This window comes from Larkinella terrae (assembly GCF_009668025.1).
GTDB classification, from domain to species: domain Bacteria; phylum Bacteroidota; class Bacteroidia; order Cytophagales; family Spirosomataceae; genus Larkinella; species Larkinella terrae.
Genome location: NZ_WJXZ01000007.1, coordinates 361154 through 387765 on the forward strand (window position 1 = coordinate 361154; position 26612 = coordinate 387765).

Below are 26612 nucleotides of genomic sequence, written 5' to 3' on the forward strand. Positions count from 1 at the left end.
GATAATACTCAAAGTGTAGAGGGTATGAAGTAAGATTTTGCAGTTTTGCAAAACACCTGGAATGCAAACTTGTTCCTTTCATTGAAGGAAAGTAACTGTAACTTTGGTAATATTAGGCGGGCAGCGAGACTCCAATAATATATTCGAATGACGAACAAGCAATATAATACCAGTATCCTCATTGCTGACGATGATGCGGACGACCGCATGTTGATTGAGCAGGCTTTCCGGGAATGCAACCTGAAATCGGACTTATATTTTGTGGAGGACGGGGAGGAGTTAATGGATTTTCTGCATCAGCGTCAGCCGTATGAATCGGCTATTCGGCCCAGCCTGATTATTCTTGATTTGAACATGCCACGAAAAAACGGCATTCAGGCGCTTCGTGAAATCAAGGCAAATGAGCAATTCCGGCAAATTCCTGTCGTTGTATTAACCACATCGACGGCCGAAGAAGACATTCTGCGAACTTACGATTTAGGCGTGAGTTCGTATATATCCAAGCCCTTCGATTTCAGTACGTTACTTGATATTACTACCACTATAAAAAAATACTGGATTGACACCGTTTCCTTACCTGATGACTCAACCCGATGAATTGTCGGAGAAGCCCATCCGGGTTTTGTTGGTTGAGGATGATGAAGACGATTTCGTTTTAACAAAGTCGCTGGTTTCTACCCGCGACAACGCCAATATTCAGCTGGATTGGGTTAGCGACTTCAACTCGGCTTTAGAACACATTTACCAAAATGCCTACGATGTTTACCTGGTGGATTACCGCCTGGGCGAGCGCACCGGGATTGAACTGATTCAGGAGGCATTTAAGGCCGGTTGCCAGACGCCGATGATTCTGCTGACGGGCCAGGATGATCTGGAAGTTGATTATTCAGCCCTGAAACTGGGAGCCGCCGATTACCTGGTGAAAGGCCGGATCGACGCCCAACTGCTTGGCCGAAGCATTCGATACGCGTTGCGGCAGGCCAATGTGGTGGGCGAACTGGCCGAAAAAGAGAATAAATACCGCTCGCTGTTCGAGCGTTCGATCGACGCTATTTTTGTAACCGACCGCCATTTTGAATTTCAGGAAATTAACCCGTCGCTGGAAAATCTGACGGGTTACTCGAATGACGAACTGCGAAAAATGAACGTTCGCGACCTGTTTGAGAAGTCGGACGTTTACGATCAGTTACGGCAGCAGATCGACAGTTCGGAACACATCAAAGACAGTGAGATTGTGCTGGTCAGCAAAGATTGCAAAAAGATCGATTGCCTGCTGTCCGTAGTGGCCATTCCCGACAAGGGAGGGGTGACCAACTGGTTTCAGGCCATTGTGCGCGATGTAACCCAGCAAAAGAAGGCACAACGCGATCTGCTGATTGCCGAAAAACTAAGCATGACCGGCCAGATCGCCCGAAGCATTGCGCACGAGGTTCGTAATCCGCTGACGAACCTACACCTGGCCCTGGAGCAGCTCAAAGAGGATTTACCGCCCGACGACCCCGGATTAGCACTTTACATCAACATCATTCGCCGGAACGCCGAGCGAATCGGGCAGTTGATCACCGAAATGCTCAACTCGTCGAAACCCCGCGAACTGGAACTGAAACCGTATAACCTGAACGACGCCGTGCGCGACACACTCCACCTGGTGCACGACCGCTTACAGTTGAAAGGAATGAAGTTAATCACCGATTTTACAAAGGAGGATTGTGCAGTTCCGCTCGACAAGGAGCAGTTTAAAACCGCTCTACTCAATATTCTGATCAATGCCGTTGAGGCCATGAAGGAGCTGACCGGCGTGTTGACCGTCCGAACTGTGCCGTTGAATGACCGGCTGATTATGGTTTCGGTGGAAGACAACGGCTCCGGTATTTCGGAAGGAAACCGCCAGCGTCTTTTTGATCCGTTTTTTACTGGAAAACAAGGCGGAATGGGACTGGGATTGACCACTACCCAAAATATTGTCAACAGCCACCGGGGTTCTATTGAGGTCGAAAGCCAGGAGGGCGTAGGGACGACATTCCGACTGATCTTTCCGAAATAGATGATGGGTTATAAATGATGAATTGCTGTTTCATCATTGAGTTAAAGCCGCTGAACACTTCAGCGGCTTTTTTTTGGATTCCGCTGTGGATTTTTTTACACAGCGGGGAAACTGATTTCTACAAATTGGCAGAGTATGAGATTTGGAATATTGTGTTTTCTGGTGATAGCATATGGTGAAATTGTTGATAATCAGGATTGTAACTCTGGTGAAATTGATAAGTCCGCGGATTTAAGAATTGGCATAATTATCTCAATAAGATTGGCATCAACAAGCGATAAACGATGATGGTCTGGAATCAAACCCATTTTCCCGCAGCGATGCGTTCGCTACCACCAAGTGTCCGGGAAAAAGCGATTGAAATTGCCAATTCGCTTCTTGCAAGCGAATCCTCCGATAAACAGAAGGTTATTTCAACCAGTATTACGGAAGCCCGGGTTTGGGCGCGTCAACGGTTTATCGAATCCCGCAACACCGCTGTTAGTTGATCACTATTGCACAAGCCAACCTTATCATTTTCTCAATTTATACTAACTCAAGAAGGAAGAAGCGTTATGATCTGGAAAAAAAACATTTACGACACACTGGTTGCCTGCGCTACGGCATGTGATGAATACGCAACCGAATGTTCACGTCAGCAGGATATTGAGGAATTGTATCGCTGCATTTTCCTGAGTCTGGATGCTTCAGATCTGTGCCGTCAGGTAGCGGTTTTATACGTCCGGGGTTCCGAAAACACCCGGCTTCTGGCCCGGACCTGCATTGAAGTATGCGAAAAATGCGCGGAAGAATGCGAACGCATGAGCGCGGATCGGGCGTGTCAGATTGCGTCGACCTGCCGTCAGTGTATTCGGGTTTGTATGGCTATTCTCGAAATGGGCTTACACCCAGATGCAGAATCCGAAATGTCGCGGTCGCTTTTTGTAGCGCTGGGCCGTCAGGAAATGCTTTACAATTAAGTCGCTCATTACGAAAGAGCTATTCAAACGGTGCTGGTATTCAAACCGGCTGGGCCATCGACCATCGGGAAATTCTGTCAGGAAACGCGCCATAGGCATCACAGACTGGAAAAACAATTCGGCAACTACTTCGTCCGACGCGTTCAATTGATTGTGAATCTTCGATGTGAAAACTGCTCCTTACCTGGCTATATCGACCCTGCGCCAGTGAACGGAAATGGTAAAACCGATGAAGACCTAAGACCGGCAATCGGCACCGTATATACATACTAAGTTGGAATGGCCGGTTGTTTTTAGGAAAACTAAACACGACCGGCCTGTTTTTTAGTTAAAAACTCATGTTATGGAAACTTTGGAACAACGAAATAGGGATATGGAAAAGGTCAGTAAGCTGATCGAGGATATCCGGGTGGGGATGTTGACAACCCAGGATGAACAAGGCAATCTGGTCAGCCGACCGATGGCCGTTATGCAACTGGATGAGAATGGCGATCTGTGGTTTTTAACGAAAGAACATTCCCCGAAAACCGATCAGATCGACAAGAATTACAAAGTAAATGTGGCTTTCGCCAATGTTTCAGACGCGTCGTATGTCTCTGTAAACGGAACGGCCGAAGAACTTCAGGATCGGGCCAAAATCGAGGAATTGTGGTCGCCCATGGCAAAACCCTGGTTTCCCGACGGCAAAGATGATCCGCAACTTTCCATCCTGAAAGTCCATACCGAAACCGCCGAATACTGGGATTCCACTTCCAGCCGGATGGTGCGGCTTTTTGAAATGGCCCGGGCGGCCTTGACCGGGGATACCTACAAAGAAGGGGAAAACAAGGTCATTGAAAACCGCTGAGTTTGCCTGATAGATTTCAAAAAGGTCGACCTCTTCAGGTCGACCTTTTTGCTTGATAGTGCTTGCACGCGTCGTTAGTTAATCCCGAATCACATTTTTTTAATTTCTTTTACCTGAATTATGATTGTTAAAAACAGAGATTTTGGCTGGGAATTGATTCAGCAGCAGGCGCATGGATTGCTGGCGGTCAAAATTGCAATGCATTGGAATCAAACCCGAAAGATTGATCGCTGGATTGAAACACTGGTTGCGTTGACCGAACACGACGACGGCCAGGAACCCTGGGAGGGACAAAACCACCTCACGGCCGCCGGAGCGCCAATTGACTTTCGGATTGAGCAATATTCTGTCGGGCAGGCGAAGCGGATGGTTGAAATTGCACTGGAAAAGAGCCGCTGGAATGCGCTGATGGTGTCGATGCATGCCACGTTTCTGTACCAGTCGCTTACGGATCAAAATTCGGAGCTTGCCCGGTTTCTGGAGGAGCAGGAAAAAAATCAAAAAGCCTGGATGAAGCAACTGAAGGTGTCTAAAAAGGAGGTGGAGTTTGCCTACGCATTTGTGCAGTGGTGCGACGCCCTTTCACTCATTCTTTGCCAGGATAACCTGCCCGAAAACGGTCGCCGACTCGAAATCAGCCCCGGCCCGGACGGTATTTCGTACTTTATTTTTCAACGACCGGATCAATCCCTGGGCGTCGATCCCTGGCCTTTCGATCAAAAGGAGTTTTCGCTGACGGTCGAAACCTATCAACTTCATCAATTGAGCTTTAAAAATGATGCTGAACTATATGACTTTATCCAGCAGGCGCCCATCGAAGAACGGGAGTGGCGGTTTTTGAAAGAAGAGGGGGAGAAAGGATGAAGAATGATGGACGATGAATACTTGCGTCAGCTTTTTTCATCGTCCATCATTCATCACTCAAAATTCATCTCTTACTTAAGTTTTAATAGTACCAACGACCGGCTCTGGATTTCGAAAGGTTCGTTGGCCGAGACTTCGTAGGGAACATTGGCGTCGAGGTCGGTGTTGACCAGCACCTGCCACCGGGCTTTCTTCTTGCCAAATTTGGGCAATCTGAATGGTAACGGTTCCCAGAAAGCGTTGACCAGAACCAGCAGCCGGTCCTGGGTGATGGGATCACCGTTTTCGTCCTGCTCGTCAACTTTCCTACCGTCGATCAATAAACCGAGGCAGCGGGTAATGCCGTCGTGCCAGTTCGTTTCGGTCATTTGTTTGCCATCATTCCGGAGCCACGCGAATTCGTCCTGCTGGAAAAATTTCCGCCGACGCAACAGCGGTATTTCCTGACGCAGGGCCGTCAGCTGCCGGGTATAATCGAACAGCGCCTGCTGCTCGGAACTCCATTCCCAGTTGAACCAGCTGATTTCGTTATCCTGCGCATACGCGTTGTTATTTCCCTGCTGGGTCCGGCTGCACTCGTCACCCATAAGCAGCATCGGCGTTCCCTGACTGAGCAACAGCGTAGCCAGAAAATTTCGTTTTTGTTGTTCACGCATTCGCTGGATGGTTTTATCGTCGGTCGGGCCTTCTGCACCCATGTTCCAGCTCCGGTTGTCATTGGCACCATCCCGGTTTTCTTCGCCGTTCGCGTCGTTGTGCTTGTCGTTGTAACTGACCAGATCGTTGAGCGTAAAACCGTCGTGAGCGGTAATGAGGTTAATGCTGTTGGCGGGTTGGCGTCCGTCATTGTACAAGTCCGGACTGCCCAGAAACCGGGCGGCAAATTCACCCGCCTGATCTTCATCGCCTTTCCAGAACCCCCGGACGCAATCCCGGTATTTGCCGTTCCACTCCGACCAGTTCACCGGGAAATTACCGACGTGGTACGACTGAATGTCCCAGGGTTCGGCAATCAGTTTGACCTGCGATAAAACCGGGTCCTGCTGGATAGTTTCCAGGAAAGACGACAACTGCCCGGCGGCACTCAGGCTCTGCGCCAGCGCCGTAGCCAGGTCAAACCGAAAACCGTCGACGTGCATTTCGTTCACCCAGTACCGCAGGCTGTCCATGACCAGTTGCAGCGTCCGCGGGTGGTTCATGTTGAGGGTGTTACCGGTTCCGGTATAATCCATGTAAAACAGCTCGTTGTCTTCCACCAGCCAGTAATAGGCCGGGTTGTCGATTCCCCGAAAGGAGAGGGTAGGGCCGTGCTGATTCCCTTCGGCGGTGTGGTTGTACACCACATCCAGCACAACTTCAATACCGGCTTTGTGCAGCGCCTTCACCATTTCCTTGAATTCGACAACCGCATGGCCAACGTCTCCTTTGGATGCATATTCGCTGTGGGGCGCAAAATACCCGATGGAGTTATAACCCCAGTAGCTTTCGCCCGTAAACTGGTGAATGGGCATCAGCTCAACCGTCGTGATACCCAGCGATTTAAGGTATTCGATACTTTCGGGACTGCTTAACCCGGCGTACGTTCCCCGGATTTTTTTAGAAAGTTCAGGGTGTTGCTGGGTAAAGCCCTTCACGTGTAATTCGTAAATAACCGTGCGATTGAGCGGGATGTCCGGGCGTTGGTCGTCATCCCAGTCAAAGGACGAGTCGATTACAACCGACTTGGGAACGAACGGGGCACTGTCGTCGGGTTGCGGCTCCGAATACCGGTTTTCATCCTGGTTGTCCGGCGAAAATCCTAGCTGAGCCAAATTGCTTAGGATGGGCCCGCTGATCGCTTTCGCGTACGGGTCCAGCAATAATTTGTTGGGATTAAACAGCAAACCCCGCGATGGCTCAAACGGCCCTTCGACCCGGTAACCGTACAATTGCCCGGGCGGGATCGACTCCAGGTAAATATGCCAGATGTGTTCGGTCCGTTCCGTGAGCGGAATACGATGTGTTTCGTGGGTGTGGTCATTGGCGTCGAACAGACACAAGGTAACGCCGGTTGCGTGTTCACTAAAAAGGGCAAAATTAACACCTTCTGTGTCCCAGGTTGCGCCCAGCGGATAGGGCTTTCCCGGTCTGGAACGGACTTCGTCCGGGTTTTCTACTGTATTGATGGGTTCCATATAAATAATTGATTTCCGGGATAAACGGATCAAAAACCGCCTTGCCGTTGATTGTTTGGTGAATAAAGTAGCGGTTTTTGATTTTAGTAAGCCCGGCTGATTAATCAACCATCCAAACATTTGGATTGTTTTTAGGGCGGGTTTTAAAGTGAGGGATTGCGGCAAAAAAAAAGGTCGCTGATCCAGTGGACCAGCGACCTTTTTTTGAAAAGCGTATCGTTAAACAACTTGCGCCAGCCGCGACATCGACGCGTGCGCCGACTCGATCCGCTCTTTCTGGCGCAGCAACAGTTCTCGCGTGCTGGCCGCCAGGCTGGTGCTTTGCAGAATTTCCTGATAATCATCCAGGGCCTGACCATCTCCGCGTTTGCATTCTTCCACCACCGCTTTGTCGTCGTTGCCGGTGAATGACGTTTTGATGTTGATCCAGGCGCGGTGTAAATCCGCCAGCAGGCTCGTACTGGTTTCCGGGTCACCCCCAAGGGTCCGGATTTCCCGGTCGATCTCGGTGGCATATTCTCCCCGTTGCCGCGACTGAGCCAGGAACAAGGTTTTCAGTTCGGTATCTTTTACATTTTCAGCGGCTTCCTGATAGCCACGCTCTCCGTCACGCGTACGCGTCAATAGCGTATTCAATCGATCCAGAATTTCGCTGTTTGTGTTTGCAACTTCCATAACGTTTTTGAATTAAATTGATTGGACAACTTGTAATGGTAACAGTGAACACCGGATAGTGTTTGCGAATCTTAGCGATTAGCCGTTATGTCACCGATTGTCCCGCGTTCGGCGGCTTTTCTCAATTTTTCGTTGGCAAAAATGGCTACCTCGACCCGGCGGTTTTGCTGACGTCCCGACGCGCTGCTGTTGTCAGCAATAGGCTGACTTTCGCCGTATCCTTTTTCAGTCACGCGGTTTCCTTTGATTCCTTCTGATTGCAGAATTTTGGCTACGGTTTTGGCCCGTCGTTCCGAAAGCGTCAGGTTGTGTTGATCCGAACCGGTGTTATCGGCGTGACCTTCGATCAACACTTCGGTATCGTCGTACTTTTTCAGCGTTTCGGCCAGTTTCTCAATATTTGCCCGATTTGCCGATTTCAGATTGTACTTGTCAACGTCGAACAGGAAGTCGGAATCAAAGGTAATTTTAATCCCTTCACCCACCCGTTCAATCCGGGCATTTTCCAGTCGGCGACGTAGTTCTTCGGCCTGTTTGTCCATTTGCCGACCGATCAAAGCACCACCGGCACCACCCACGGTTGCGCCCAAAATAGCTCCGATGGCGGTATTGCCCGATTTGCGTCCGATCAGCCCACCCGCAACGGCACCGGCACCGGCGCCAATGATGGCACCCCGTTGAGTATTGTTCGTATTTTTTCTGATTGATTTACACCCCGTCATCGTATCGACCACCAGAATACTACCTGCTAATACGATTGCAACCGCTCTCATCTTAATAAATCCTAAAGATTGGCTGTGATTGATCATGATATTATTTCACGTTGGTTTACGGCTGGCTCGCCAAAAGTCATACCACTTCCCAAAAAGTAAGAATAGTCAGATAATATTTTTACCGTATATGATTGTAAATCAAAATAATATGCCTTTATTGCCCCAAATTAGTTTTGGACCTGGCCGACATGAAAAATTGGGGAACAGTGGAAACAGGGAACGGCTGATGGGGAAGTCCTTCCACAATTGAACTGAGTAATAATATGAGTAGTACCTTATCGGATACCGGGCAAAACTACCTGATGGGTCAAAAATAAAATGTTAGTTTTTGGTAAATTGGAAATTGAAAAATTTACTTAATATTGTCTTATTTTACTAAACGGTTACAAAACTGTAATATCTGGCCTGATTTATGTATGAGTAAAGTAGTTATTGAATTGTTTACTCTACGTGTATGTACTCTCGAGACTCAACTATTACTTTAAGGTTAAGGCGGAGCGTGTCATTTCCACGACTGCCAGAGATGTTGAAAGAAGCACGACAGTCCGAATTTAAAACATTAATGCAAGCGATTGATTGTGCTAATAATCGCTACGTAAAGGGGAATGATCACTGGATTTTGCGCGGGGACAACGGGGTTTACTGGGTAGTTCGGCCGAGAGTAGCCGAATATTTGGTAAATGCCGGGTATGAATTGGCTTTCGGGAGGTAATTGGTTGTTACCAAAAGCAGAAGGGATGAAAAATAGAAAAAGAGCAAAACTTTTTTTATTTTCATCCCTTCTGCTTTTAATCGAAACGAGATGAAACAACGCCTTGGATTGTGGATGAGTCTGGTATGTGGATGGCTGTTAACGGGTTGTATGGCTTCAAACTGCCCCATCAAAAGTTGTCACGTTCGGATGGAACACCAGCACGGCGGGCGGGTTTACCGGGGAACGACCTTCGGTACTATGCACAGCCCAACCTGGTGGCTGTCGAACCGGAAAGGCGAAGGCGCCCGCGCTTCAATGGCCAGCGATCGCAAAGGCCTGAAAAAAGACAAAGGAGACGGAAAAACGAAGAAAGTCAAGAAGCAATTCCGCTGGGAGCGGGCTTGATTAATGAACAATGAATAATTAACAATGAACAGCGTGCGTCAGCCATTCATTGTTAATTATTCATTGTTCATTATAATCAATAAACGCGTACTGTGTGGCTGCCGCGGGTTACGTTGATTTTGCCCGGCATTTTTTCCAGCGACGGTTTGTCGCCTTTGGTTACTTTCCAGAATTCGACGGCACCGGACCGGTCGCCATAGTCGAGGAATTCAGAAACCGCCACGGCTATCGCATTTCCGCTCTTGTCAAATTCAACGCTCTGGGGCGCAATTCCCTCGAATGGGTATTCGTTCGCCAAGGTCAATTTGCCTTCTTTATCCAGCGAATAGACGGAAAGCGAGCTTTTTCCGGCACCGGCGTTGTTAAACGGCTGATAGGATTGGCCGGAATTAGCCACAATCACCATTGAACCATCAGGGCTGACGGCCAGCGCTTCGGCGCTCTCACCCGAAGCGGTCTGCGACACAATCTTGTGTTCGCCCGGCGTATCTTCGGTGCTGAACTGAACCACAAACAACTCGCCTTTGCCCGCACCAGACGCATTAGCAGCCTTCTTGATATCGGAAACAATGAAGAATTTTCCATCGGGCGAGAATTTTCCAGTAGCGGGCAAACCGCCTACCTTGATGGGTTTTCCGTGGGGCACAATATTGGGTTTCTTGGCCGCATCGAGGGAATATTTCATAATGCCCACTTCCTGCGAATCTTCGATGGTGTAGGCGATAAAATCACCCGCCGGGCTCCAGACCAGGTCCGTAATCCGTGCACCCGGAACCGGCGAAGGCGCCGTAATCACCCGTTTGGGCGTTCCCGTATTGTCGACCTCAATCAGTCGCATTTCTTTACCAGCTTCGCCCGAGGCCACGGCGAGCGTGTTTCCCTGCGGATTGATGGTGATGGCCGTCGGCAAAGCACCGACACTCACGACTTTGGCGGTCGGCTTGGCCGGTGCCAGATCAACAATGAACATCCGGGCTGCGGATGGCAGGTCTTTTACACCACCTTTCAGCGTAGCAACACTGTCGCCCAATTGACCGCGTCCTTCCAGAACGAAAGCGAAACGGCCGTTGGGCGTCACCAAGGCGGCTTTGTCGTACAGGGCGGATGAATTGGAAATGGGTGCCGTTGTAATGTTTTGACCGGTGCGATCGAGCGGAAATTTGATAACCGTCAGCGCGTCGCGACTGGTTTTGCTTTTGTACAAGTTACCATCAACCAGGGCGGAAGCAGCCATGTCGGCATCGGACAAAACTACAATTCCTTTGGCTGTAAACTGGATGGGGTCCTGCTGGGCAAAAGCCCCCGTCGTTAATAAGGTGGCAAGGGCAACTAAACTCTGTTTTTTCATGCTGCTAATAGAAGGGTTATATCTTTGGATATTACGCAAATATAGACGAAAGGAGCAATTTTAATAAACCAGGACCGGGTTTTCATAAACTTTCTTCCGTTTTGACGCCCGATTCCAAATTCGCCTTCAGGCGGTTTCTTACTTTTCGTAGACACCAATTAGAACCAAACCGTGGCCTGATTCAGAAAACCGGCAGGCGGCTGATTTACAGTTTAATACTTCATTACGCCCAGTTCCTTTTCCACCGCCGACCGGCCCTGCTTCATCCAGGGCGGCAGCGGAGCGTCTTTCAGGTAGTGGTCAAAAAACTGGTACATCCGGATGCTCAGGTCTTTGGCGTTGTGCCGCTGGGTCAGGTTGTGATCTTCGCCGTTGTAGACCAGCAGCCAGGCCGGTTTGCTCAAGCGCCGGAGCGCCGAATAAAACTCGATGCTCTGGTACCAGGGCACCGCGCCGTCCTGGTCGTTCGCCATCAGCAGGAGCGGGGTTTCGATGCGGTTGGCGTAAAACAACGGGGAGCTCTCGAGGTAATTCATTGGTTTGTCCCAGAGCGTTCCGCCGATGCGGCTTTGTGTTTTTTCGTACTGGAACATGCGGCTCATGCCGGTTCCCCAGCGGATACCGCCGTAGGCACTGGTCATGTTCACGACCGGCGCACCGGCCATGGCCGCCTTAAACAGATTCGTGCGCGTTACCAGATATGCCGTCTGGTAACCGCCCCAGCTCTGACCCTGCAAACCGATGCGGTCGCGGTCGACGAAGCCTTTTTCCAGCAGATTCAGAACGCCCGGCACAATGCAGTCGTAGGCATTCTGTCCCGGCATACCGGTTGTGTAAACGATGTCGGGAACAAAAACCAAGTAACCGTTTGATACACAATACGCCATGTTGATCGTCGAACGGCTGGGTGCGGGCGCTTTGTAGTCGTTCAGCGTTTCGGCATTGCGTTCGTAATAATACACCAGCATCGGGTATTTCTTTTTCGGGTCGAAATCATCCGGTTTATACAGCAATCCTTCCAGCTTGGTACCATTGTTTCCAACCCATTTCACCAGCTCGACACTGCCCCAGCGAACGCTGTCCTGCTGCGGATTGATGTTGGTCAGTTGCTGCGGTTCGGCAAAAGTCGTATCGGTCAGATACAGGTTGTTGGATTCACGGAAGTTACCTTTCTGGAACGTCAACGCCGGCCCTTTTTTCGCTTTCGTTACACTAGAAAACCGGTAGTTTCCTTTGGCGAGAATCACCGGCTCGGCCGCCGGATTTTCCATCGGTTTCTTCAGAATTCCCGTCGATTTATCGCTCTCCCAAAAACCGCTCAGCCAGAGGTTTCCGGTTAACGAAACGAATTTTTCCTCCGGATCAGCATTCGTACGACGCAGCCGAATGCGGTTTTTTCGTCCGTAGCCCGCCGTCAGGTTGACCGGTTTTTCCTGTCCCGTCGGGTCGATGCGCCACAGATCGAAACGATCGTAAATCAATACGTAGCGGTCGTCTTTGGTCCACCCGGCGGCTCCGTAACTGCCGGGCAGGTCGGGCGTATCGTGTTCTTCGTCGAAAAACCGCACCGGAATTCCCCGCGTCAGGTCAATGCGTTTGCCTGCTGCCAGCGACCACGCCCGCCAGAGTGAATCGCGTTCGTCGTACCACCAGGCGTATTTTCCGCCCGGCGACAACTGCGCGTACGACACCCGGGCGTCGTTGGCAATCTGTTTTTTCTGGCCGGTTTTTGAGTTGATCAAATACAAATCCGTTTGACCGGGGTCCCACATGCTGTTGATCTGGTACGGCAAATTGCTCAGCCCCAGCCAGTACGGATGATCGGCTTTCAGATCGATCTGAACATTTGGCATATCCCGGTTTCCGAGCTGCGTTACGCTGCCGGTCGTTAAATCGCAAACTGCCAGAAAACCGCGTTCTTTTTCCTGCTTCAATTGCTTGAGTTGCATGGGCTGAATGGTCGGGTCGTTCCAACTCCAGACGTCCACTTTCACCCGCTCTTCGTCCAGCACCGTTGAGTCTTTGATCGGTTTGGGTGGTAAAATCGAGGTAGCAAAATACAGGCGTTTGCCATCCTCCGAAAACGTGGGCGTGCGGTATTCATTCACGTTCCAGCCTTTGGGATAGGCTTTGGTCAGGGTGTCGGCCAGCACGATCGTCTGCCCCGAAGAGCCAGCAAAAACCGGGGCGGTTTTTCGTTTTCGGGACGTAGCAACGGCGGGTGGCATTAAGAGCTTATAATACAGTGCATAAGCCCGCACATCCGCTTCGGCACTGTCGGCGGTGGCCATCCAGGCCAGTTGTGTGCCGGTTTTATCCACGGCCAGCCCTTTGTAAACTTTACGTTTCGAGCTTGTATCGACCAGGATTTCGTTCTGTTTTTTGGTGTCGAAAATAAATACGCCCGCTTTTTTCAGCGTATCGTTTACCGCGTCTTTTGTATAAAAAACCGTATTTGCATTGTCCGAAACCGTTGCGTAGGTTACGTAGCGAAATGATTGCGTTGCGCCGGTTTCCAGATTCAGCAGAATCAGATCGTCGCCTTTCGGTTTTTTCGTCGAAGCCGAAGCCCGAAGACGCGTGGCCGGTTTTTGGGAAGTTGAGTCTTTTTTGACGCCTTTCACTTCCTGATGTTCCTGCAAAATGGCTGCCCACGAACCGCTTTCTTTGGGCAGCGAATACGATTTGATATTGGCAAAACCGATCCGGTTTCCGGTTTCGAGATTGAATACCAGCAAACTATCTTTCGGCAGTTGATCCGCCTTGACTTTTTTCTTTTTGGCCTCCCGCGTTAGTTTGAATGGTGCCTTTAGCCGCATGACCAAAAACCGGCTGTCGGGCGTAAACTGCGCCAGATACCCCCGCGCGAACACGTATTTTTTAGTCTGTGCTGGATTCAAAACCGCAGCCTGACGGTCTGCAGCTACGTTTGGTCCGCCCGCTTTGGCTTCCAGGTTTGGTTCGGACTTTTTGGTGGAAGAAGGCTCCGACACCCGAATCAGCTCCAGCACGCCATCGCCTTCCTGCGGATCGATCTGATAACTAACCCATTGGCCATTGTTGGAATGCTTCTCGAAGCGGACGGTTTGCCAGCGATCGTAGTCGGCATGGGTAAGTGGCCGTTTGGGCGTTTGTGCGAAAAAAGAGGTTGGATAAAGAAAGAAACAGCAAATGAAAAGAACAGCAACGTGACGCATGGTTCAAGAGGGTTAACAGCTTACTAATTTACGCAAAACTTGCCAAAACAAGCAAAACGCCCTCCTCCGCTCCACTAGAAATCAGATCCGAACAATCCCGATAGAACAAGCCCGAAGGGCTGCACCGTGGATAGAGTCTGCGTAAAAAGCCCGAAGGGCTGCACCGTGGATAACCCCGGATGCAATCCGGGGAAACGCCATAAGTCTTGTCGCAACCCTGAAAGGGTTGAATACTATACTCTGGGACGGATTCAACCCCTCCGGGGTTGAGTTGGTTTGATTAGGTCTGGCCCCGGATTGCATCCGGGGTTATCCACGGTACAGCCCTTCGGGCTTGTTCTGGCGGGATTACTCGGAGCTTATTTCCAGTGGATCGGGTTTGGTGGTTTGATTAGGTCTGGCCCCGGATTGCATCCGGGGTTATCCACGGTACAGCCCTTCGGGCTTTTTTCACAGGCTCCATCCGGATAGCAGCCTTCGGGCTCGTTCGCAGGCCTTATATGCATCAGTCATGGTGGTCTGCTCAAAAAAAAGTACAATATATTTTTAAATAAAAGAACGTTCGTTTATTTTTGAATCCATTATGAGGCTACGCGACGAAACGAAGGAACTGGCGATTCGGGAAAAGGCGATGGAAATGATCGTCCGGGAGGGGTTTGACGGACTGAGCATGCAAAAGCTGGCGAAGGCTGCGGGCGTGTCACCGGCCACGATCTACATTTATTTCAAGGACCGCGAGGACCTGATTCGGCAGATTTATTACGAAGAAATGCAGACGATGAGTCAGGAAACGCTCCGAGGTTTTGATCCGGAAATGCATTTTGAAGAAGGGATGCGGGTGCAGTGGATGAACCGGGCCAATTACTGTCTGAAATACCCGCTTCGAATGCATTTTATGGAACAGATGCGCCATTCGCCCTTCCACGAACGGTTTCAGACCGACGCTCAAAACCCGTTTTCAGCTGCCATGAAAATCTTTGTCCTGAACGCCATCCGCCGGAACGAACTCGTAAAATTGCCGGTTGAGGTGTATTGGTCGGTGGCGTATGCGCCTTTGTATCAGCTGATTAAATTTCAGCAGTCGGAGCGGGGGATGCCGGGCTGGAGCAAATTTGTCCTAGACGAAAAGATCCTGGAGCAAACGCTGGAACTGGTCCTGAAAGCACTGAAGCCTTAATTTTTTTACCCTAAAAAATAGTGAACGTTCATTTATTTATAATCATTTATTTATCAACACCATGAAACTAAATCACCTGAATTTATGTGTACCGGATGTCGCGGAAGCCACGGCATTTTTTGAAAGCATCTTCCATTTTCAATGCCTGGAAACCAAAGGCAAGAACATGCTGGCGGTTTTATACGGCGAAGACGGTTTTATTCTTGTTTTAAGTAACCTGCAAAAAGCGACTGAAATCAACTATCCGCCGGATTTTCACCTGGGGTTTCTGGTGAAAGAACCGGAAGACGTGCACGAAATTTACCAGCGTTTGCTGGCTGCGGGTGTTGCGGTTGAGCGCGAACCCCGACCCATTCGCGGTTCGCTGGGATTCTATTTTGCCGGGCCGGGCAACGTCATGATCGAAGTCAGCCATCTGTCCGAAAACTAAACCGGGGCGGATTTTAATCCCGATTTTAAGTCGACACACTATATTACTGCCGAAAGAAAAACCTATGCAAACTGCCGAACCAAAAACCGCCTTTACGTCCTATGAAAAAGCCATCATCGGAATGCTGGCTTTCATCCAGTTTACGGTGATTCTGGATTTCATGGTGCTCTCGCCCCTGGGCGCCCAGTTGTTGACCGAACTTAACATTTCGACGGCCCAGTTTGGCTGGGTGGTGTCGGCCTATGCCTTCAGCGCCGGAACGTCGGGATTGCTGACAGCCGGTTTTGCTGACCGGTACGACCGAAAAAAGCTTTTGCTGTTCTTTTACAGCGGTTTTGTACTCGGAACACTTCTGTGTGGGATTGCGCCTGACTATCATTTTCTGCTCATCGCCCGCATTGTTACCGGAATTTTTGGTGGGGTCATCGGTTCGATTGGGTTTGCCATTGTCACCGATTTGTTTGCGTTTCAGGTACGCGGCCGGGTCATGGGCGTGATTCAGTCGGCGTTTGCCGGTAGCCAGGTCTTGGGGATTCCGGTGGGCTTGTATCTGGCCAATAACTTCGGCTGGCATGCGCCTTTTCTTCTGATTGTGGGCGTCAGCGTGGTCGTTGGCATTGCCATTGCCCTGTATATGAGACCGGTAACGGCGCACCTGAACCTCAAATCAGACCGGAATCCGTTTCAGCATTTGTGGCACACAGTTACCCGGACGAGTTACCTGCGCGGTTTTGCCAGCACGGTTTTGCTGGCTACGGGCGGTTTTATGATGATGCCGTTCGGCAGTGCATTTGCCATTTACAACCTGGGAATTTCGCAGGAACAACTGCCGCTGATTTATATGGTGACCGGCGTTTCAGCCATCATTATCGGACCGCTGGCCGGGAAACTGAGTGATAAAATCGGCAAGTTTCCACTGTTTTTCTACGCATCGATCTGGGGCATTATCGTGACGATTGTCTATTGTCATCTGGGCATTACCCCGCTCTGGGAAATCATGATTATCAACGTGTTGCTGTTCGCGGGGATTTCGGCGCGGATGGTTTCGTCGTCGGCGCTGGTTTCGGGCGTTCCCGACCCGCAGGACCGGGGCGCGTACATGGGCATCAACTCGTCGGTTCAGCAAATTTCGGGCGGTATTGCCTCGATGATTGCCGGTCTGATTGTGGTGCAGGCCAAGGGCGGTAAACTGGAACACTACGATACGCTGGGTTACATCGTAGCCGCAACAACGGCCATCACCATTGTGATGATGTATTCAATCAATCAATACGTTACGCGGAAACAGGCGACTGAAGCGGCCCAAAAAGTGCCCCCTGTTGGTGTCTAGCGGGGAGACCGACTAAAACTAAAAACCGGATAGAACAAACTCTATCCGGTTTTTTATTGAACCTTCAGTGGCCGTTACGCATTAGCCGATTAAAACAAATACTCCGGAATCGTTCGACCGATTAGAAAAGAAATGACTCCATTATTTCCTGTTTGAACCGGAACTTTACTTTGGCGTAAAATTTTAAAAACCACTTTACACCGTTACCAGTTCGGCCACCCCCACGCAATAATCCGCAGCTCCGTAGTAGACCAGAATCCGGCCGTCGGGCAGTTGAACCCAGCCGTTGGTAAACACCACATTCGGAAAAAAACCGGTTTTCTCCCACTCGAGTTCGGGCACCATCAACGGCTCCGTGGAGCGGTCGAGCAGTTGGGTCGGATCGTCGCGGTCGAGGAGAGCGAGAGCCAGAGAATATTCATGATCGACACTGGCACCGTGGTAACAAACCAGCCAGCCATCGTCGGTTCGAATCGGTTCGGGACCCGCGCCAATTTTCAAATGCTCCCACTGCGTTCCGGCAGCTCCGAACAAAAACCGGTGGTCGCCCCAGTGAATGCCGTCCGTTGAACGAGCCAGCCAGACCGACGGTTTTCCGATGTCGGCCACCATCGGCCGGTGCAGCAGGTAATAAAAACCGTTGATTTTCTCCGGAAACAAACAGGCGTCTTTGTTGGGGGGCGGAATAATCATTCCTCTTCGTTCGAAGCTTACAAAGTCTTTCGTGACGATCAGCCCCACACCAGGGCCATTTTCCGAAACTGCCGTATATGTAATCCAGTATTGACCGTCCAGCAACGTAATCCGGGCGTCTTCTACGCCAAAAGATTCATCGGCACGTTCCGGAAAAATAAATGGGTTGGAGTCGACCGTAAAATGAATGCCATCCCGGCTTCGCGCCAGTCGAAGGTGACTCAGCGAGGTTAAATAAGCCTGATCGCCGATTTGCACCACGCGCGGGTCGTAGTCGCCTTCCGGTTCAGCAAACATTTTGATTACCAGCTGAAACTGACCATCCAGTTGCTGTACGATGGGCACCTGAATCTTTCCCGGCAGGGTATCCACGGCTTCGGCAACCCGGAGCAGCAGCAGAATTTCGTCGCCAAACCGGCAGGCTGCGGGATTGAACGCACCCATCACCCGAAACTGCGGATGCGACGGGTTGACATCGGCGGCCGTTATAATCGGTTGATCCGAAAGTCGGCGAAGCTGGTATTTTTTCATGTCAGTGGTTGGCCGTCATCAGGATCCTGGGCGTACTTTTTCGTAGTTTCACCGAATCGGCATAAGCATTCAGAATGTTGACAATGATCTGCGTCATGTATTCACGCTTGTTGAACACGATGTCATGGCGGTTTTCAGGCAACAAATATTCCCTGGATTGGGCATTGATCAGGTGGGTGCGCCCAAAAGCCACATTGGTCGGGTAAACCAGATCGTCGCGCTGGCCGTGCAGGAAGGTAACACCGGCTTTGATCTTGTTCCAATCGGGCATAATTTCAGTCAGGGCCTGCCGGTGGGCCAGTTTTTCGTCGTTGGCCAGCAACAACAGACGCGGAACCAGCCAGCGCAAAGGCGGTTTATCAATAAAATAACTGATGGGGTAGGTCCGCTCCAGCCCCGGCCCGAGCGCGGAGGAAACAAAAACCACCTGATCGACCAGATCGGGATTGTTCATCGCCAGCCGGGCCGCCACCGATCCGCCGTACGATGAACCGACCAGCATAAAAAACGACGCTTTCCGGTAATGATCCATCAGTGGCTGAAGCAGTTGCGCCTGTTTAACGATCGAGGTTTCTACCCGACCGTAATCGGAATAGCCGTAGCCCGGTCGGTCCACCGCTACCAGATGTGCGTGGTTGACCAGGGTCGTATCCTTGAAAAATTTCTTGAAAAATGCGGATGAACTGGGTGCGCCGTGCACAAAAAGCACCACGGGTAACGAATCCTTGCCGGGTTCATCGGTTTCCATGTAGCGGATGGTGCGGTCGGCAATTTTGTACCGGTGAACGACAGCTTTAACCCGTTCATTCTGAAAGCTTTCGGCAATTTCTTCGTCACTGTCCCGCGATTCGACCCAGTGGGCGGCAGTCAACAAACCGGCAAATACGACAACGATAACGATCAATGCCCAGCGGAGGATGCGCAAAAATAACTTCATACCTTCTATAACGACTAACGCGGGGTTGAGGTTTCAGACTACCTGATCGAAAATGGTAGAAACGTGAATTTGCGGACGAGGCTGATGCGTTTTTTGGGTTGATCGAACGTCAAACAGGGCGGTTCGGTGAAATTAGTATATCGGTTTTAGAGATTACCGAAAATTCAGATTTTCCTTTACTTCGATCCGCCCCCAACCCCCTAAAGGGGGCTCTCAAATCCGAATAATTAAGCCCCCTTTAGGGGGTTGGGGGCAATGCGAAAAAGAAAATTATAAAATTTAGACAGTCTTGTAGCCTTGCGAAACATTCCGGTTGGGCGACGGTTACTGAATGAGTAACATGAAGAATACAACCATGCAAAATCAGGAACAAGCACCCGGAGAAACCGAAAGCCATCAGGACGCCATTGGCCTGGAAACCAAGCCGGAACTGGCGAACCCCGCCGACGCTCCGAAAGAGGATGAAACAGATTCGCTCGAACCCGACGGCGGAGTTGATGGCGACGATACAGAACCCGGCACCGGCACATCCATCGGGTATGCCGGTGCGGGATTGTTACCGCGTTAGTAATATCCGTCCGCTCTGGGTTTTCAGATCGGTTTTGAGGTGGATGAAATGCATCCCGGGCGTGTTGGAACCCAGGTCGATGGTTTCTTCCTGTGGCCGACCGGTTCCCCGCACGTCCTGTTGGTGCAATGTTCTGCCCAGAAGGTCGGTGACCCGCAGCCGGGCTTTTTCGTTTTCGGCCAGCCGGAAGCGCGCGGTAACCAGACCGGTTGTCGGGTTGGGTGTCACGGATAATTCCAGCAACGATTCACTTTCGACCGAGTTATCCGCGCCAATTCGTTGATTCGGCGAGCAGTTAATGGATTTGGGCGACCAGACCAGGATGTAACTATTTCCCTGAACCCGTCCCCAAATGATGCGCTCCTGATTGTTTTTTAAGGTTTGCGGTACAGTATAATTGTAACCGTGAGCACCATTTCCTTTGCCTGCATCCTTCAGATCCTGCCGTAAAATGTTGGCGACCGTCGTTGCGAAAACTTTCGCCGTTGCCAGCGTTGATCCTTCCAGAAATTCGATGGTAACGGCGGCATTCGGTTTGTCCTTGTTCCAGATCCAACCCGAAAAACTGTTGCACGTAATCACATCAAGATAGCCTTCGAAGTTGCCGGTTACCGGAACGGGATTAACAGTTAATGTCACGGTTAGACTCGTTTTGGCGTTTTTGTTGTCGGTGGCCGCATACGTCAGGGAGTAAGTGCCGGTTAGGTCGGGCGTTCCACTCAGCGTCCGGTTGGTGCCATTAAAACTCAGCCAGCCCGGCTGCCCCGTCAGCGAGTAGGTCAGTGCGCCATTTTCAGGATCCGAAAAAGCCGCCAATGTGGTTGTAAAAGCTTGTCCGATCGTGGCCGTCAGCGATGCAATGGAAGGTGCAACGGGCGGTTTGTTCGCTGGGGGGGCGCTGGCCACCGTAACTCGAACGGTGGTTGAAGATGCGACTTTTCCGTCATTGGCCGAATACGTCAAGCTGAAAGAGCCGGCCTGCGTGGGTGTCCCACTCAAAACCCGGTTCGGTGGATTGAACGAAAGCCCTGGGGCTGTGCCAGTCATGCTGTGTGTCAATGGATTGTTGTCCGGATCGGTAAAGGCCGTCAGAGTCGTGGAGAACGCCTGTCCAACCGTGGCATTCAGGGTGGCAATCGTTGGCGCAACGGGCGGCTTATTGGTGGGTGCCGGAGCAACTACCGTCATTAGAACCGGGGTCGAAACCGTCGTTTTTCCATCATTGGCCGAATACGTCAGGGTGAACGATCCGGCCTGCGTGGGCGTCCCGGACAAAACCCGCGAGGTGGTGCTGAACGAGAGACCGGGAATTGTGCCGGTTACGCTGTACGTCAATGGATTATTATCCGGATCAGTGAAAACCGCCAGGGTCGTGGAAAACGACTGACCGGTCGTTGCCGAGAGGGAAGCAATAGATGGCGCAACGGGCGGTCTGTTTGCGGGAGCAACCACTTCGACGCGAACCGGAGTTGAAACCGTCGCTTTTCCATCATTCGCGGAATACGTCAGGGAGAACGACCCGGCCTGCGTGGGCGTCCCGGACAAAACCCGATTCGCAGCATTGAATGAAAGGCCGGGAATTGTCCCCGTCGCACTGTAGCTTAATGGATCATTGTCCGGATCAGTGAAAACCGCCAGGGACGTGGAAAACGATTGACCAACTGTTGCCGACAACGAAGCAATCGTAGGTGCAACGGGCGGCTTATTGGTGGGTGCCGGAACAACTACCGTCATTAAAACCGGGGTCGAAACCGTCACTTTTCCATCATTGGCCGAAAACGTCAGGGAGAACGACCCGGCCTGCGTGGGCGTCCCGGACAAAACCCGCGTTGCCGCATTGAATGAAAGTCCGGGAATTGTACCGGTTACGCTGTACGTCAACGGGTCATTGTCCGGGTCGGTGAAAACCGCCAGAGTCGTTGAAAACGCCTGACCGACTGTTGCCGAGAGGGAAGCAATGGATGGCGCTGCGGGTGGGTTATTGACGGGAGCCGGAGCGACCACCGTAACCCGAACGGGGGTTGAAACGGTAACAGTTCCGTCATTGGCCGTATAAGTCAGGGTGAACGATCCGGCCTGCGTGGCGGTTCCATTCAAAACCCGACTGGCGCTGTTGAAACTCAAACCGGGAACCGAACCGGTCAGGCTATAGGTTAGCGGATTGTTGTCCGGATCGGTAAAAGGGGCTAGCGTTGTTGAAAACGCCTGACCAACCGTTGCCGTCAAAGAGATCGGGGCCGGTTCTACCGGCGGTTTATTCGTAACCGGTGGGGGAGTGGTTCCTGCGCAATTGATCAGTTTGTTTGTCGGGGGCCGAAGCACATAGGTTGTGCCTTCCACCCGCGCCCAGATGGTGTGGGATTTGCTGTCTTTCAGGCTTTCGGGAACCACGTAAGAATACCCGTGATACCCATTTCCTTTCCCGTTATTCTTCAAATCCTGCCGGAAATCGTCGGCCAGAATTTTGTCGATTACGGTCGCGGTGGCAGCGGTGGCGCCGTCCAGAAATTCAACCGTAAGCGCCAGATTCGGTTTGTCCCTGTGCCAGACCCAGCCCGAGAAAATAGTACAATTGACGGTACTCAGATAACCGTCATACCCCGCCAGGCTCAGGCCCGGGCTGGTTACGGTATTCGAAACGACCACCGACACATTAACGCTTGCACTCTGATTCTGGCTATCCGTGGCCGTGTAGGTCAGGCTGTACGTACCCGCCGTTGTGGGCGTTCCGCTCAAAATCCGGCTGCCCGCCGTAAAGCTCAAACCGGGAACACTTCCCGCCAGATTGTACGTCAGGCTTTCATTTTCCGGATCGGTGAAAGTCGTCAGAGTCGTACTAAAAGCCGTTCCGACGGTGGCCGAAAGGGAGGCTGGTTCCGGCGCTACGGGTGGCAGGTTGACAACCGGAGGGCTTTCAACGACAATGCTAAAGGTTGTCGCCACCGACTCGGTGCCGTCGGTGGCCGAATACGTCAGGCTGAACGTGCCCGTTGTGGTCGGGATTCCACTCAAGCCGCGGCTGGCTGCGTCGAACGTCAAACCGGGTACTGAACCGGCCAGCGAATACGTCAGCGGATCGTCATCGACGTCCGTAAAGGGCAACAAAGTGGTCGTAAAAGATTGACCGGAAGTGATAGTCAGCGAGGTTAAAACCGGTGCTACCGGTGGCGTATTCACCACGGGCGGATTTTCAACGGAAATACTGAAGGCCAGCGGAACCGACACGGTCCCGTCCGAAGCCGAATAGGTCAGGCTAAATGTTCCGGTTGCCGTAGGCGTTCCGCTCAACACCCGGGTAGCCGGATTGAAGTTTAACCCAGCGACCGAACCGGCCAGGCTGTACGTCAATGGGTCGTTATCGGCGTCGGTAAAGGCCGGGAGTGTCGTCGAAAAGGCTACTCCGGTGGTCGCCGTTAAGGAAGCAACCGCTGGCGCGACCGGCGGCTGGTTAACGGGTGGGGGTGTGGTTGTACCTTCGCACGTCAAGGTTTTGGGCGACCATTTCAGGACATAAATGCCCTCGGCGCGCCCCCAGATGGTATGCGTCTGGTTATCTTTTAAACTTTCCGGCACCTTGAACCGATACCCGTGTATGCCATTGCCTTTCCCGGCGGTTTTTAAATCCTGCCGGAAAATATTGGCCACGGTCGTTCCGACGGGGGTGGCGGTGGCCAGATTGGTTCCTTCCAGAAATTCGATGGTCACGGCATAATTGGGCCGATCCCGGTTCCAGGCCCAGCCGGTAATGCTGTCGCAGCGCACTTTGTCCAGGTAGCCGTCAAAACTGGCCAGATCGTTGCTGACGACAATCGACAGCGTGGCGGTGGTGGAAGCACCTTCCGTGTCGGTTCCCTGCGCCACCAGCGGGAACGTACCGGCCTGAGTCGGCGTACCGCTCAGGACGCGGGTAGCGGGATTGAAACTCAGTCCCGCAATGGTGCCACTGAGTGCGTGCGTCACCTCACCTCCTTCCGGATCGGTAAAAGCCGGTAAGGTGTAGGTATAGGCCTTGTTGACAACCCCGCTGGGTGGCGTAAAACCGGGGGCAACCGGCGGGCGGTTTTGGGCATCCGTCGGAGTCGAGGTGAAGTCATACGAACCGGAACCTACCTGAAAAATGGCCCGGCCATCTTCCATGCGCAGAAAAGTAACACCGTTCGCTTCTTCGGCCGGTTGGCTTCCTTCCCGAACCGACGCCAGATTTTGGGCCGGTACGGAAACCAGCGCCGTCGTATTGCCCGGCACGGTAATTTTCCAGCGGAACTGCTGACCGCTGAGTGTCCATTCACTGGCTACGGTACCGTAAGCCGACGCAAAGGTCGAACTGACGCGGTTCAGGTCGCCGGACGGAACGGGGCGCATGACGAGGGATTTAAAACCGGATTCGCCCGATTTGATCCCCGCCAGATTTTCGTACATCCAGATGGGAAGGTCGCCCAGCAGCATGACGTGATTGCCCGAATTCATAAACGACGGCGCTTTGTTGCCGTTCCACAATTCCCAGGTGGTCGTGGCCCCGTTCTGAACCATGTAGCCCCAGCTCGGGTAACCGGTATTGGTTGCCAGCCGCATCGCCAGATCCGAGCGGCCGTTCGCCGTTAGCGTCCGCATCAGCCACTGCGTTCCCACCACGCCGGTGCTGATCTGGCCGTTGAATTTACCTTCGATCACCGCCGTCATCTGGTTAAAAACCGCCTGGCGGAGTTCGTCGGGCACCAGTCCGCAACCCAGCGCCACCAGACTGGCCGTAACGGTGTTATTGCTGTATTGATTCGTGCTTGGATTGAAGAATTTCTGGTTAAAAGCCGCCCGAACCAGTGCCGCCCGGTTGCTGAAGTTGGCGCGATCCCCTTCGTTGCCGGTCAGGGTGGCAAACCGCTCCATGAGCTTCAGAATGTAATAATAATACGCGGTATTCATCAGGGTACCGTCGGTTTTCCGGGTCGGATCTTCCGATTTGGTCAGCGACATCGACTCCGGCGGTAAGGCCCAGTCGCCGTATTCGTCGGCCTGCTGAATGTAATTCGAGCTATATTTTTCCAGGTACGTTACCCATTTTTTCATGGACGAATAATGCTTCCGAATGGGCTCATCGTCCCCAAACTGCTCGTACAACATGTTGGCAACCAGCACGTAGGTCGAAGGCCAGGTCACACTGGGCGTAGCGTATTTCCAATACGTTGGAACGATATCCGGGATGGCACCGTCCGATTTCTGGGCGCTTTCGATATCGTCGAGCCATTTGGCGTACAAACTCTGGTTGCCGTAAATAAAGCTCTCCCCGGTCGAAACCGTCGCCCGGTCGCCGAGCCAGCCCTGGCGTTCGTCGCGCTGCGGACAGTCGGTCGGAATACCCCGGTAATTGCCCCGAATCGACCAGAAAGCGTTTTTGTAAATCTTGTTGAGCATGTCGTTCGACGTGGTGATGGTCCCGGTCTGGGGCAAATCGTCGTGAACAATGCGTCCTTCCAGTGTTTGCGTCGTTGGCGTACCCGGAAAACCGGTCAGCTCGATGTACCGAAAACCGTGGTACGTAAAACGCGGCTCCCAGATTTCCGGCCCCCCACCTTTGAGCGTATAGACATCTTTAGCCTCCGCCGATCGCAGGTTGTCGATCATCAGGTTTCCGTCGTTTTTGATGGTTTCGGCAAACCGCATCGTTACCTGGGTTCCGCGCGGGCCTTCTACTTTCAATCGCGCCCAGCCAACCATGTTCTGGCCCATATCGATGATGTATTTTCCGGGCTCCAGTTGCCGCACGGAAACCGGGGTCAGGTTTTGAGTAACCCGAATCGGCGGGTTCGTTTGCGATTCGATCCGGCTGGCGGGGGCACTCACCACCGGGGCCGTCAGCCAGCTGCTGGCGTTGTAACCGGCCTGATCCCAGCCGGTTAACTCGCGGGTGGCATCGTAGACCTCCCCGTCAAACTCGCTGTTGGCCCGAATCGGACCGTCGGCGGTTACTTTCCAGGAGTTGTCGCTCACGACTTTTTCGGTCGTGCCGTCGGTATACGTAATTTCAACCTGCAACCGCAGTTTCGGGTAGCCGTAATTCGTGGTAGCAGGAGTTTTGGGCAAACCGATGCGCATTCCGAAAAACCGCCCGTTGCCGAGCGTAACCCCAAAGGCGTTGTCGCCCGATTGCAGGTAGCTCGTCACGTCGTAAGTATTGTACAAAACCCGTTTATCGTATTCTGTCGGACCCGGAGCCAGCACGGCATCGCCCACTTTCTGGCCGTTCAGGGAAAGTTCGTAAAGGCCCAAACCGCTGATGTACGCCGTGGCCTGTTTGATCGGTTTGGAGAGCGTGGCCTGTTTCCGGAAATACCGCGCCGACAGGCGGGTGTTGACGGCCGTGGGCGAATCCCATTCAAACGTCTGATCGAGACCGATCCACTGGGCCGTCCAGTCGCTCGACTGCATCAGGCCCATCGTCCACCGCGCCGGTTGGCTCCAACTGGACTCAACGCCGTCCTTGCTTCGTATTTTTACCTTCCAGTAGCAGCTCTGGCGGCTGGATAACGCCTGACCCGCGTAAGCGACCCACTGGGAACGATCGCTGGTCACCAAACCGGAATTCCACAAATCGCCCTCGTTCTGGCTGAGTTTTTCGGGCGTCGAAGCAACCAGAATCTGGTATTTATCCTGTTTCAAATTTCGCTGATTGCTGGTCAGAATCCAGCTAAAACGGGGAGACGATTTGGCAAGACCGTCTGGATTGGTCAGGTTTTCAGTCCGCAGATCCGAAATGGTAATCGTTCGCTGGGCAAGTGTGGGAAAAGAAAGACAGAGTACTAATCCGTAAAGAATCCAATTCATAACGTTGATTTTAATTTCGTAATCACAAAGCCTTTTGGCGCATCACGTTCGCTCAAACGTCCCATTTTGCGGGAATAATAACCGTTGATTAATCAAATAATAATCAGGCAGTAACAGGCGGAAAAACGACAACTAATGAAAATTACA

The 26612-nt window shown here is 51.9% G+C and carries 19 protein-coding genes; 11 read left to right on the forward strand and 8 right to left on the reverse strand.

What is annotated here, in order from left to right; translation table 11 throughout:
• The first annotated feature begins 147 nt into the window (after window positions 1-147).
• The 6 genes from GJJ30_RS14390 (at window position 148) to GJJ30_RS14415 (ending at window position 4714) form a co-directional block, all read left to right on the forward strand.
• Complete coding sequence (locus GJJ30_RS14390) at window positions 148-597, forward strand: response regulator (protein ID WP_154175853.1); 450 nt, start codon at window positions 148-150, stop codon at window positions 595-597.
• Entirely contained in the window at window positions 581-2044 is a 1464-nt protein-coding gene (locus tag GJJ30_RS14395) for a hybrid sensor histidine kinase/response regulator (protein WP_154175854.1), read from the forward strand. The genes GJJ30_RS14390 and GJJ30_RS14395 overlap by 17 nt, the downstream gene beginning before the upstream one ends.
• Window positions 2045-2364: 320 nt before the next feature.
• Window positions 2365-2532 (forward strand): DUF2188 domain-containing protein, encoded by a 168-nt coding sequence (locus GJJ30_RS14400; protein WP_229313127.1) that lies wholly within the window; start codon window positions 2365-2367, stop codon window positions 2530-2532.
• A 66-nt stretch (window positions 2533-2598) separates the two neighbouring features.
• The gene (locus GJJ30_RS14405; protein ID WP_154175855.1) at window positions 2599-3003 is read left to right on the forward strand and encodes a four-helix bundle copper-binding protein; all 405 of its coding nucleotides are present in this window, start codon (window positions 2599-2601) and stop codon (window positions 3001-3003) included.
• Between the two features lie 373 nt (window positions 3004-3376).
• Window positions 3377-3850 (forward strand): pyridoxamine 5'-phosphate oxidase family protein, encoded by a 474-nt coding sequence (locus GJJ30_RS14410; RefSeq protein WP_310588274.1) that lies wholly within the window; start codon window positions 3377-3379, stop codon window positions 3848-3850.
• Between the two features lie 120 nt (window positions 3851-3970).
• Window positions 3971-4714, forward strand: coding sequence for a DUF3891 family protein (locus GJJ30_RS14415; protein ID WP_154175857.1), 744 nt, complete (start codon window positions 3971-3973; stop codon window positions 4712-4714).
• A 71-nt stretch (window positions 4715-4785) separates the two neighbouring features.
• Here the strand turns inward: GJJ30_RS14415 and glgX are convergent, their stop codons facing one another.
• The 3 genes from glgX to GJJ30_RS14430 form a co-directional block, all read right to left on the reverse strand.
• Window positions 4786-6888 carry a glycogen debranching protein GlgX gene (gene glgX, locus GJJ30_RS14420; RefSeq protein ID WP_154175858.1) on the reverse strand — a complete coding sequence of 701 codons (2103 nt, stop codon included), beginning with the start codon at window positions 6886-6888 and terminating at the stop codon, window positions 4786-4788.
• A 219-nt stretch (window positions 6889-7107) separates the two neighbouring features.
• On the reverse strand, window positions 7108-7563 hold the full coding sequence (locus tag GJJ30_RS14425) for a ferritin-like domain-containing protein (RefSeq protein WP_154175859.1): 456 nt from the start codon (window positions 7561-7563) through the stop codon (window positions 7108-7110).
• A gap of 71 nt (window positions 7564-7634) precedes the next feature.
• The gene (locus tag GJJ30_RS14430) at window positions 7635-8372 is read right to left on the reverse strand and encodes a YiaD family glycine zipper/OmpA-like lipoprotein (protein ID WP_154175860.1); all 738 of its coding nucleotides are present in this window, start codon (window positions 8370-8372) and stop codon (window positions 7635-7637) included.
• A 766-nt stretch (window positions 8373-9138) separates the two neighbouring features.
• Here GJJ30_RS14430 and GJJ30_RS14435 point away from each other — a divergent pair.
• Complete coding sequence (locus GJJ30_RS14435; protein ID WP_154175861.1) at window positions 9139-9435, forward strand: hypothetical protein; 297 nt, start codon at window positions 9139-9141, stop codon at window positions 9433-9435.
• 76 nt (window positions 9436-9511) lie between these two features.
• On the opposite strand, the gene GJJ30_RS14440 is transcribed toward GJJ30_RS14435, so the two are convergent.
• Both GJJ30_RS14440 and GJJ30_RS14445 read right to left on the reverse strand, forming a co-directional pair.
• Complete coding sequence (locus GJJ30_RS14440) at window positions 9512-10783, reverse strand: beta-propeller fold lactonase family protein (RefSeq protein WP_154175862.1); 1272 nt, start codon at window positions 10781-10783, stop codon at window positions 9512-9514.
• Window positions 10784-10995: 212 nt separating this feature from the next.
• Window positions 10996-13980 carry a S9 family peptidase gene (locus tag GJJ30_RS14445; protein ID WP_154175863.1) on the reverse strand — a complete coding sequence of 995 codons (2985 nt, stop codon included), beginning with the start codon at window positions 13978-13980 and terminating at the stop codon, window positions 10996-10998.
• A gap of 583 nt (window positions 13981-14563) precedes the next feature.
• Between GJJ30_RS14445 and GJJ30_RS14450 the strand changes: the two genes are divergently transcribed.
• From GJJ30_RS14450 to GJJ30_RS14460, 3 genes are all read left to right on the forward strand, one after another.
• On the forward strand, window positions 14564-15157 hold the full coding sequence (locus GJJ30_RS14450; RefSeq protein WP_154175864.1) for a TetR/AcrR family transcriptional regulator: 594 nt from the start codon (window positions 14564-14566) through the stop codon (window positions 15155-15157).
• Between the two features lie 61 nt (window positions 15158-15218).
• On the forward strand, window positions 15219-15587 hold the full coding sequence (locus GJJ30_RS14455; protein ID WP_154175865.1) for a VOC family protein: 369 nt from the start codon (window positions 15219-15221) through the stop codon (window positions 15585-15587).
• 64 nt (window positions 15588-15651) lie between these two features.
• Complete coding sequence (locus tag GJJ30_RS14460; protein WP_154175866.1) at window positions 15652-16917, forward strand: MFS transporter; 1266 nt, start codon at window positions 15652-15654, stop codon at window positions 16915-16917.
• A gap of 195 nt (window positions 16918-17112) precedes the next feature.
• On the opposite strand, the gene GJJ30_RS14465 is transcribed toward GJJ30_RS14460, so the two are convergent.
• Window positions 17113-18141 (reverse strand): glycoside hydrolase family 130 protein, encoded by a 1029-nt coding sequence (locus GJJ30_RS14465; protein WP_154175867.1) that lies wholly within the window; start codon window positions 18139-18141, stop codon window positions 17113-17115.
• A 1-nt stretch (window position 18142) separates the two neighbouring features.
• Window positions 18143-19078 (reverse strand): alpha/beta fold hydrolase, encoded by a 936-nt coding sequence (locus tag GJJ30_RS14470; RefSeq protein ID WP_154175868.1) that lies wholly within the window; start codon window positions 19076-19078, stop codon window positions 18143-18145.
• A 355-nt stretch (window positions 19079-19433) separates the two neighbouring features.
• Between GJJ30_RS14470 and GJJ30_RS14475 the strand changes: the two genes are divergently transcribed.
• Window positions 19434-19646, forward strand: a complete 213-nt coding sequence (locus GJJ30_RS14475) for a hypothetical protein (protein ID WP_154175869.1) — start codon at window positions 19434-19436, stop codon at window positions 19644-19646.
• On the opposite strand, the gene GJJ30_RS14480 is transcribed toward GJJ30_RS14475, so the two are convergent.
• The gene (locus GJJ30_RS14480; RefSeq protein WP_154175870.1) at window positions 19635-26465 is read right to left on the reverse strand and encodes a family 78 glycoside hydrolase catalytic domain; all 6831 of its coding nucleotides are present in this window, start codon (window positions 26463-26465) and stop codon (window positions 19635-19637) included. The genes GJJ30_RS14475 and GJJ30_RS14480 overlap by 12 nt on opposite strands.
• Between the last annotated feature and the right edge of the window lie 147 nt (window positions 26466-26612).

Bases quoted from the DNA above. Each gene is read 5' to 3' on its own strand.
- GJJ30_RS14390 (WP_154175853.1), top strand. From the start codon at position 148: ATGACGAACAAGCAATATAATACCAGTATCCTCATTGCTGACGATGAT.
- GJJ30_RS14395 (WP_154175854.1), top strand. From the start codon at position 581: ATGACTCAACCCGATGAATTGTCGGAGAAGCCCATCCGGGTTTTGTTG.
- GJJ30_RS14400 (WP_229313127.1), top strand. From the start codon at position 2,365: ATGCGTTCGCTACCACCAAGTGTCCGGGAAAAAGCGATTGAAATTGCC.
- GJJ30_RS14405 (WP_154175855.1), top strand. From the start codon at position 2,599: ATGATCTGGAAAAAAAACATTTACGACACACTGGTTGCCTGCGCTACG.
- GJJ30_RS14410 (WP_310588274.1), top strand. From the start codon at position 3,377: ATGGAAAAGGTCAGTAAGCTGATCGAGGATATCCGGGTGGGGATGTTG.
- GJJ30_RS14415 (WP_154175857.1), top strand. From the start codon at position 3,971: ATGATTGTTAAAAACAGAGATTTTGGCTGGGAATTGATTCAGCAGCAG.
- glgX (WP_154175858.1), bottom strand. From the start codon at position 6,888: ATGGAACCCATCAATACAGTAGAAAACCCGGACGAAGTCCGTTCCAGA.
- GJJ30_RS14425 (WP_154175859.1), bottom strand. From the start codon at position 7,563: ATGGAAGTTGCAAACACAAACAGCGAAATTCTGGATCGATTGAATACG.
- GJJ30_RS14430 (WP_154175860.1), bottom strand. From the start codon at position 8,372: ATGATCAATCACAGCCAATCTTTAGGATTTATTAAGATGAGAGCGGTT.
- GJJ30_RS14435 (WP_154175861.1), top strand. From the start codon at position 9,139: ATGAAACAACGCCTTGGATTGTGGATGAGTCTGGTATGTGGATGGCTG.
- GJJ30_RS14440 (WP_154175862.1), bottom strand. From the start codon at position 10,783: ATGAAAAAACAGAGTTTAGTTGCCCTTGCCACCTTATTAACGACGGGG.
- GJJ30_RS14445 (WP_154175863.1), bottom strand. From the start codon at position 13,980: ATGCGTCACGTTGCTGTTCTTTTCATTTGCTGTTTCTTTCTTTATCCA.
- GJJ30_RS14450 (WP_154175864.1), top strand. From the start codon at position 14,564: ATGAGGCTACGCGACGAAACGAAGGAACTGGCGATTCGGGAAAAGGCG.
- GJJ30_RS14455 (WP_154175865.1), top strand. From the start codon at position 15,219: ATGAAACTAAATCACCTGAATTTATGTGTACCGGATGTCGCGGAAGCC.
- GJJ30_RS14460 (WP_154175866.1), top strand. From the start codon at position 15,652: ATGCAAACTGCCGAACCAAAAACCGCCTTTACGTCCTATGAAAAAGCC.
- GJJ30_RS14465 (WP_154175867.1), bottom strand. From the start codon at position 18,141: ATGAAAAAATACCAGCTTCGCCGACTTTCGGATCAACCGATTATAACG.
- GJJ30_RS14470 (WP_154175868.1), bottom strand. From the start codon at position 19,078: ATGAAGTTATTTTTGCGCATCCTCCGCTGGGCATTGATCGTTATCGTT.
- GJJ30_RS14475 (WP_154175869.1), top strand. From the start codon at position 19,434: ATGCAAAATCAGGAACAAGCACCCGGAGAAACCGAAAGCCATCAGGAC.
- GJJ30_RS14480 (WP_154175870.1), bottom strand. From the start codon at position 26,465: ATGAATTGGATTCTTTACGGATTAGTACTCTGTCTTTCTTTTCCCACA.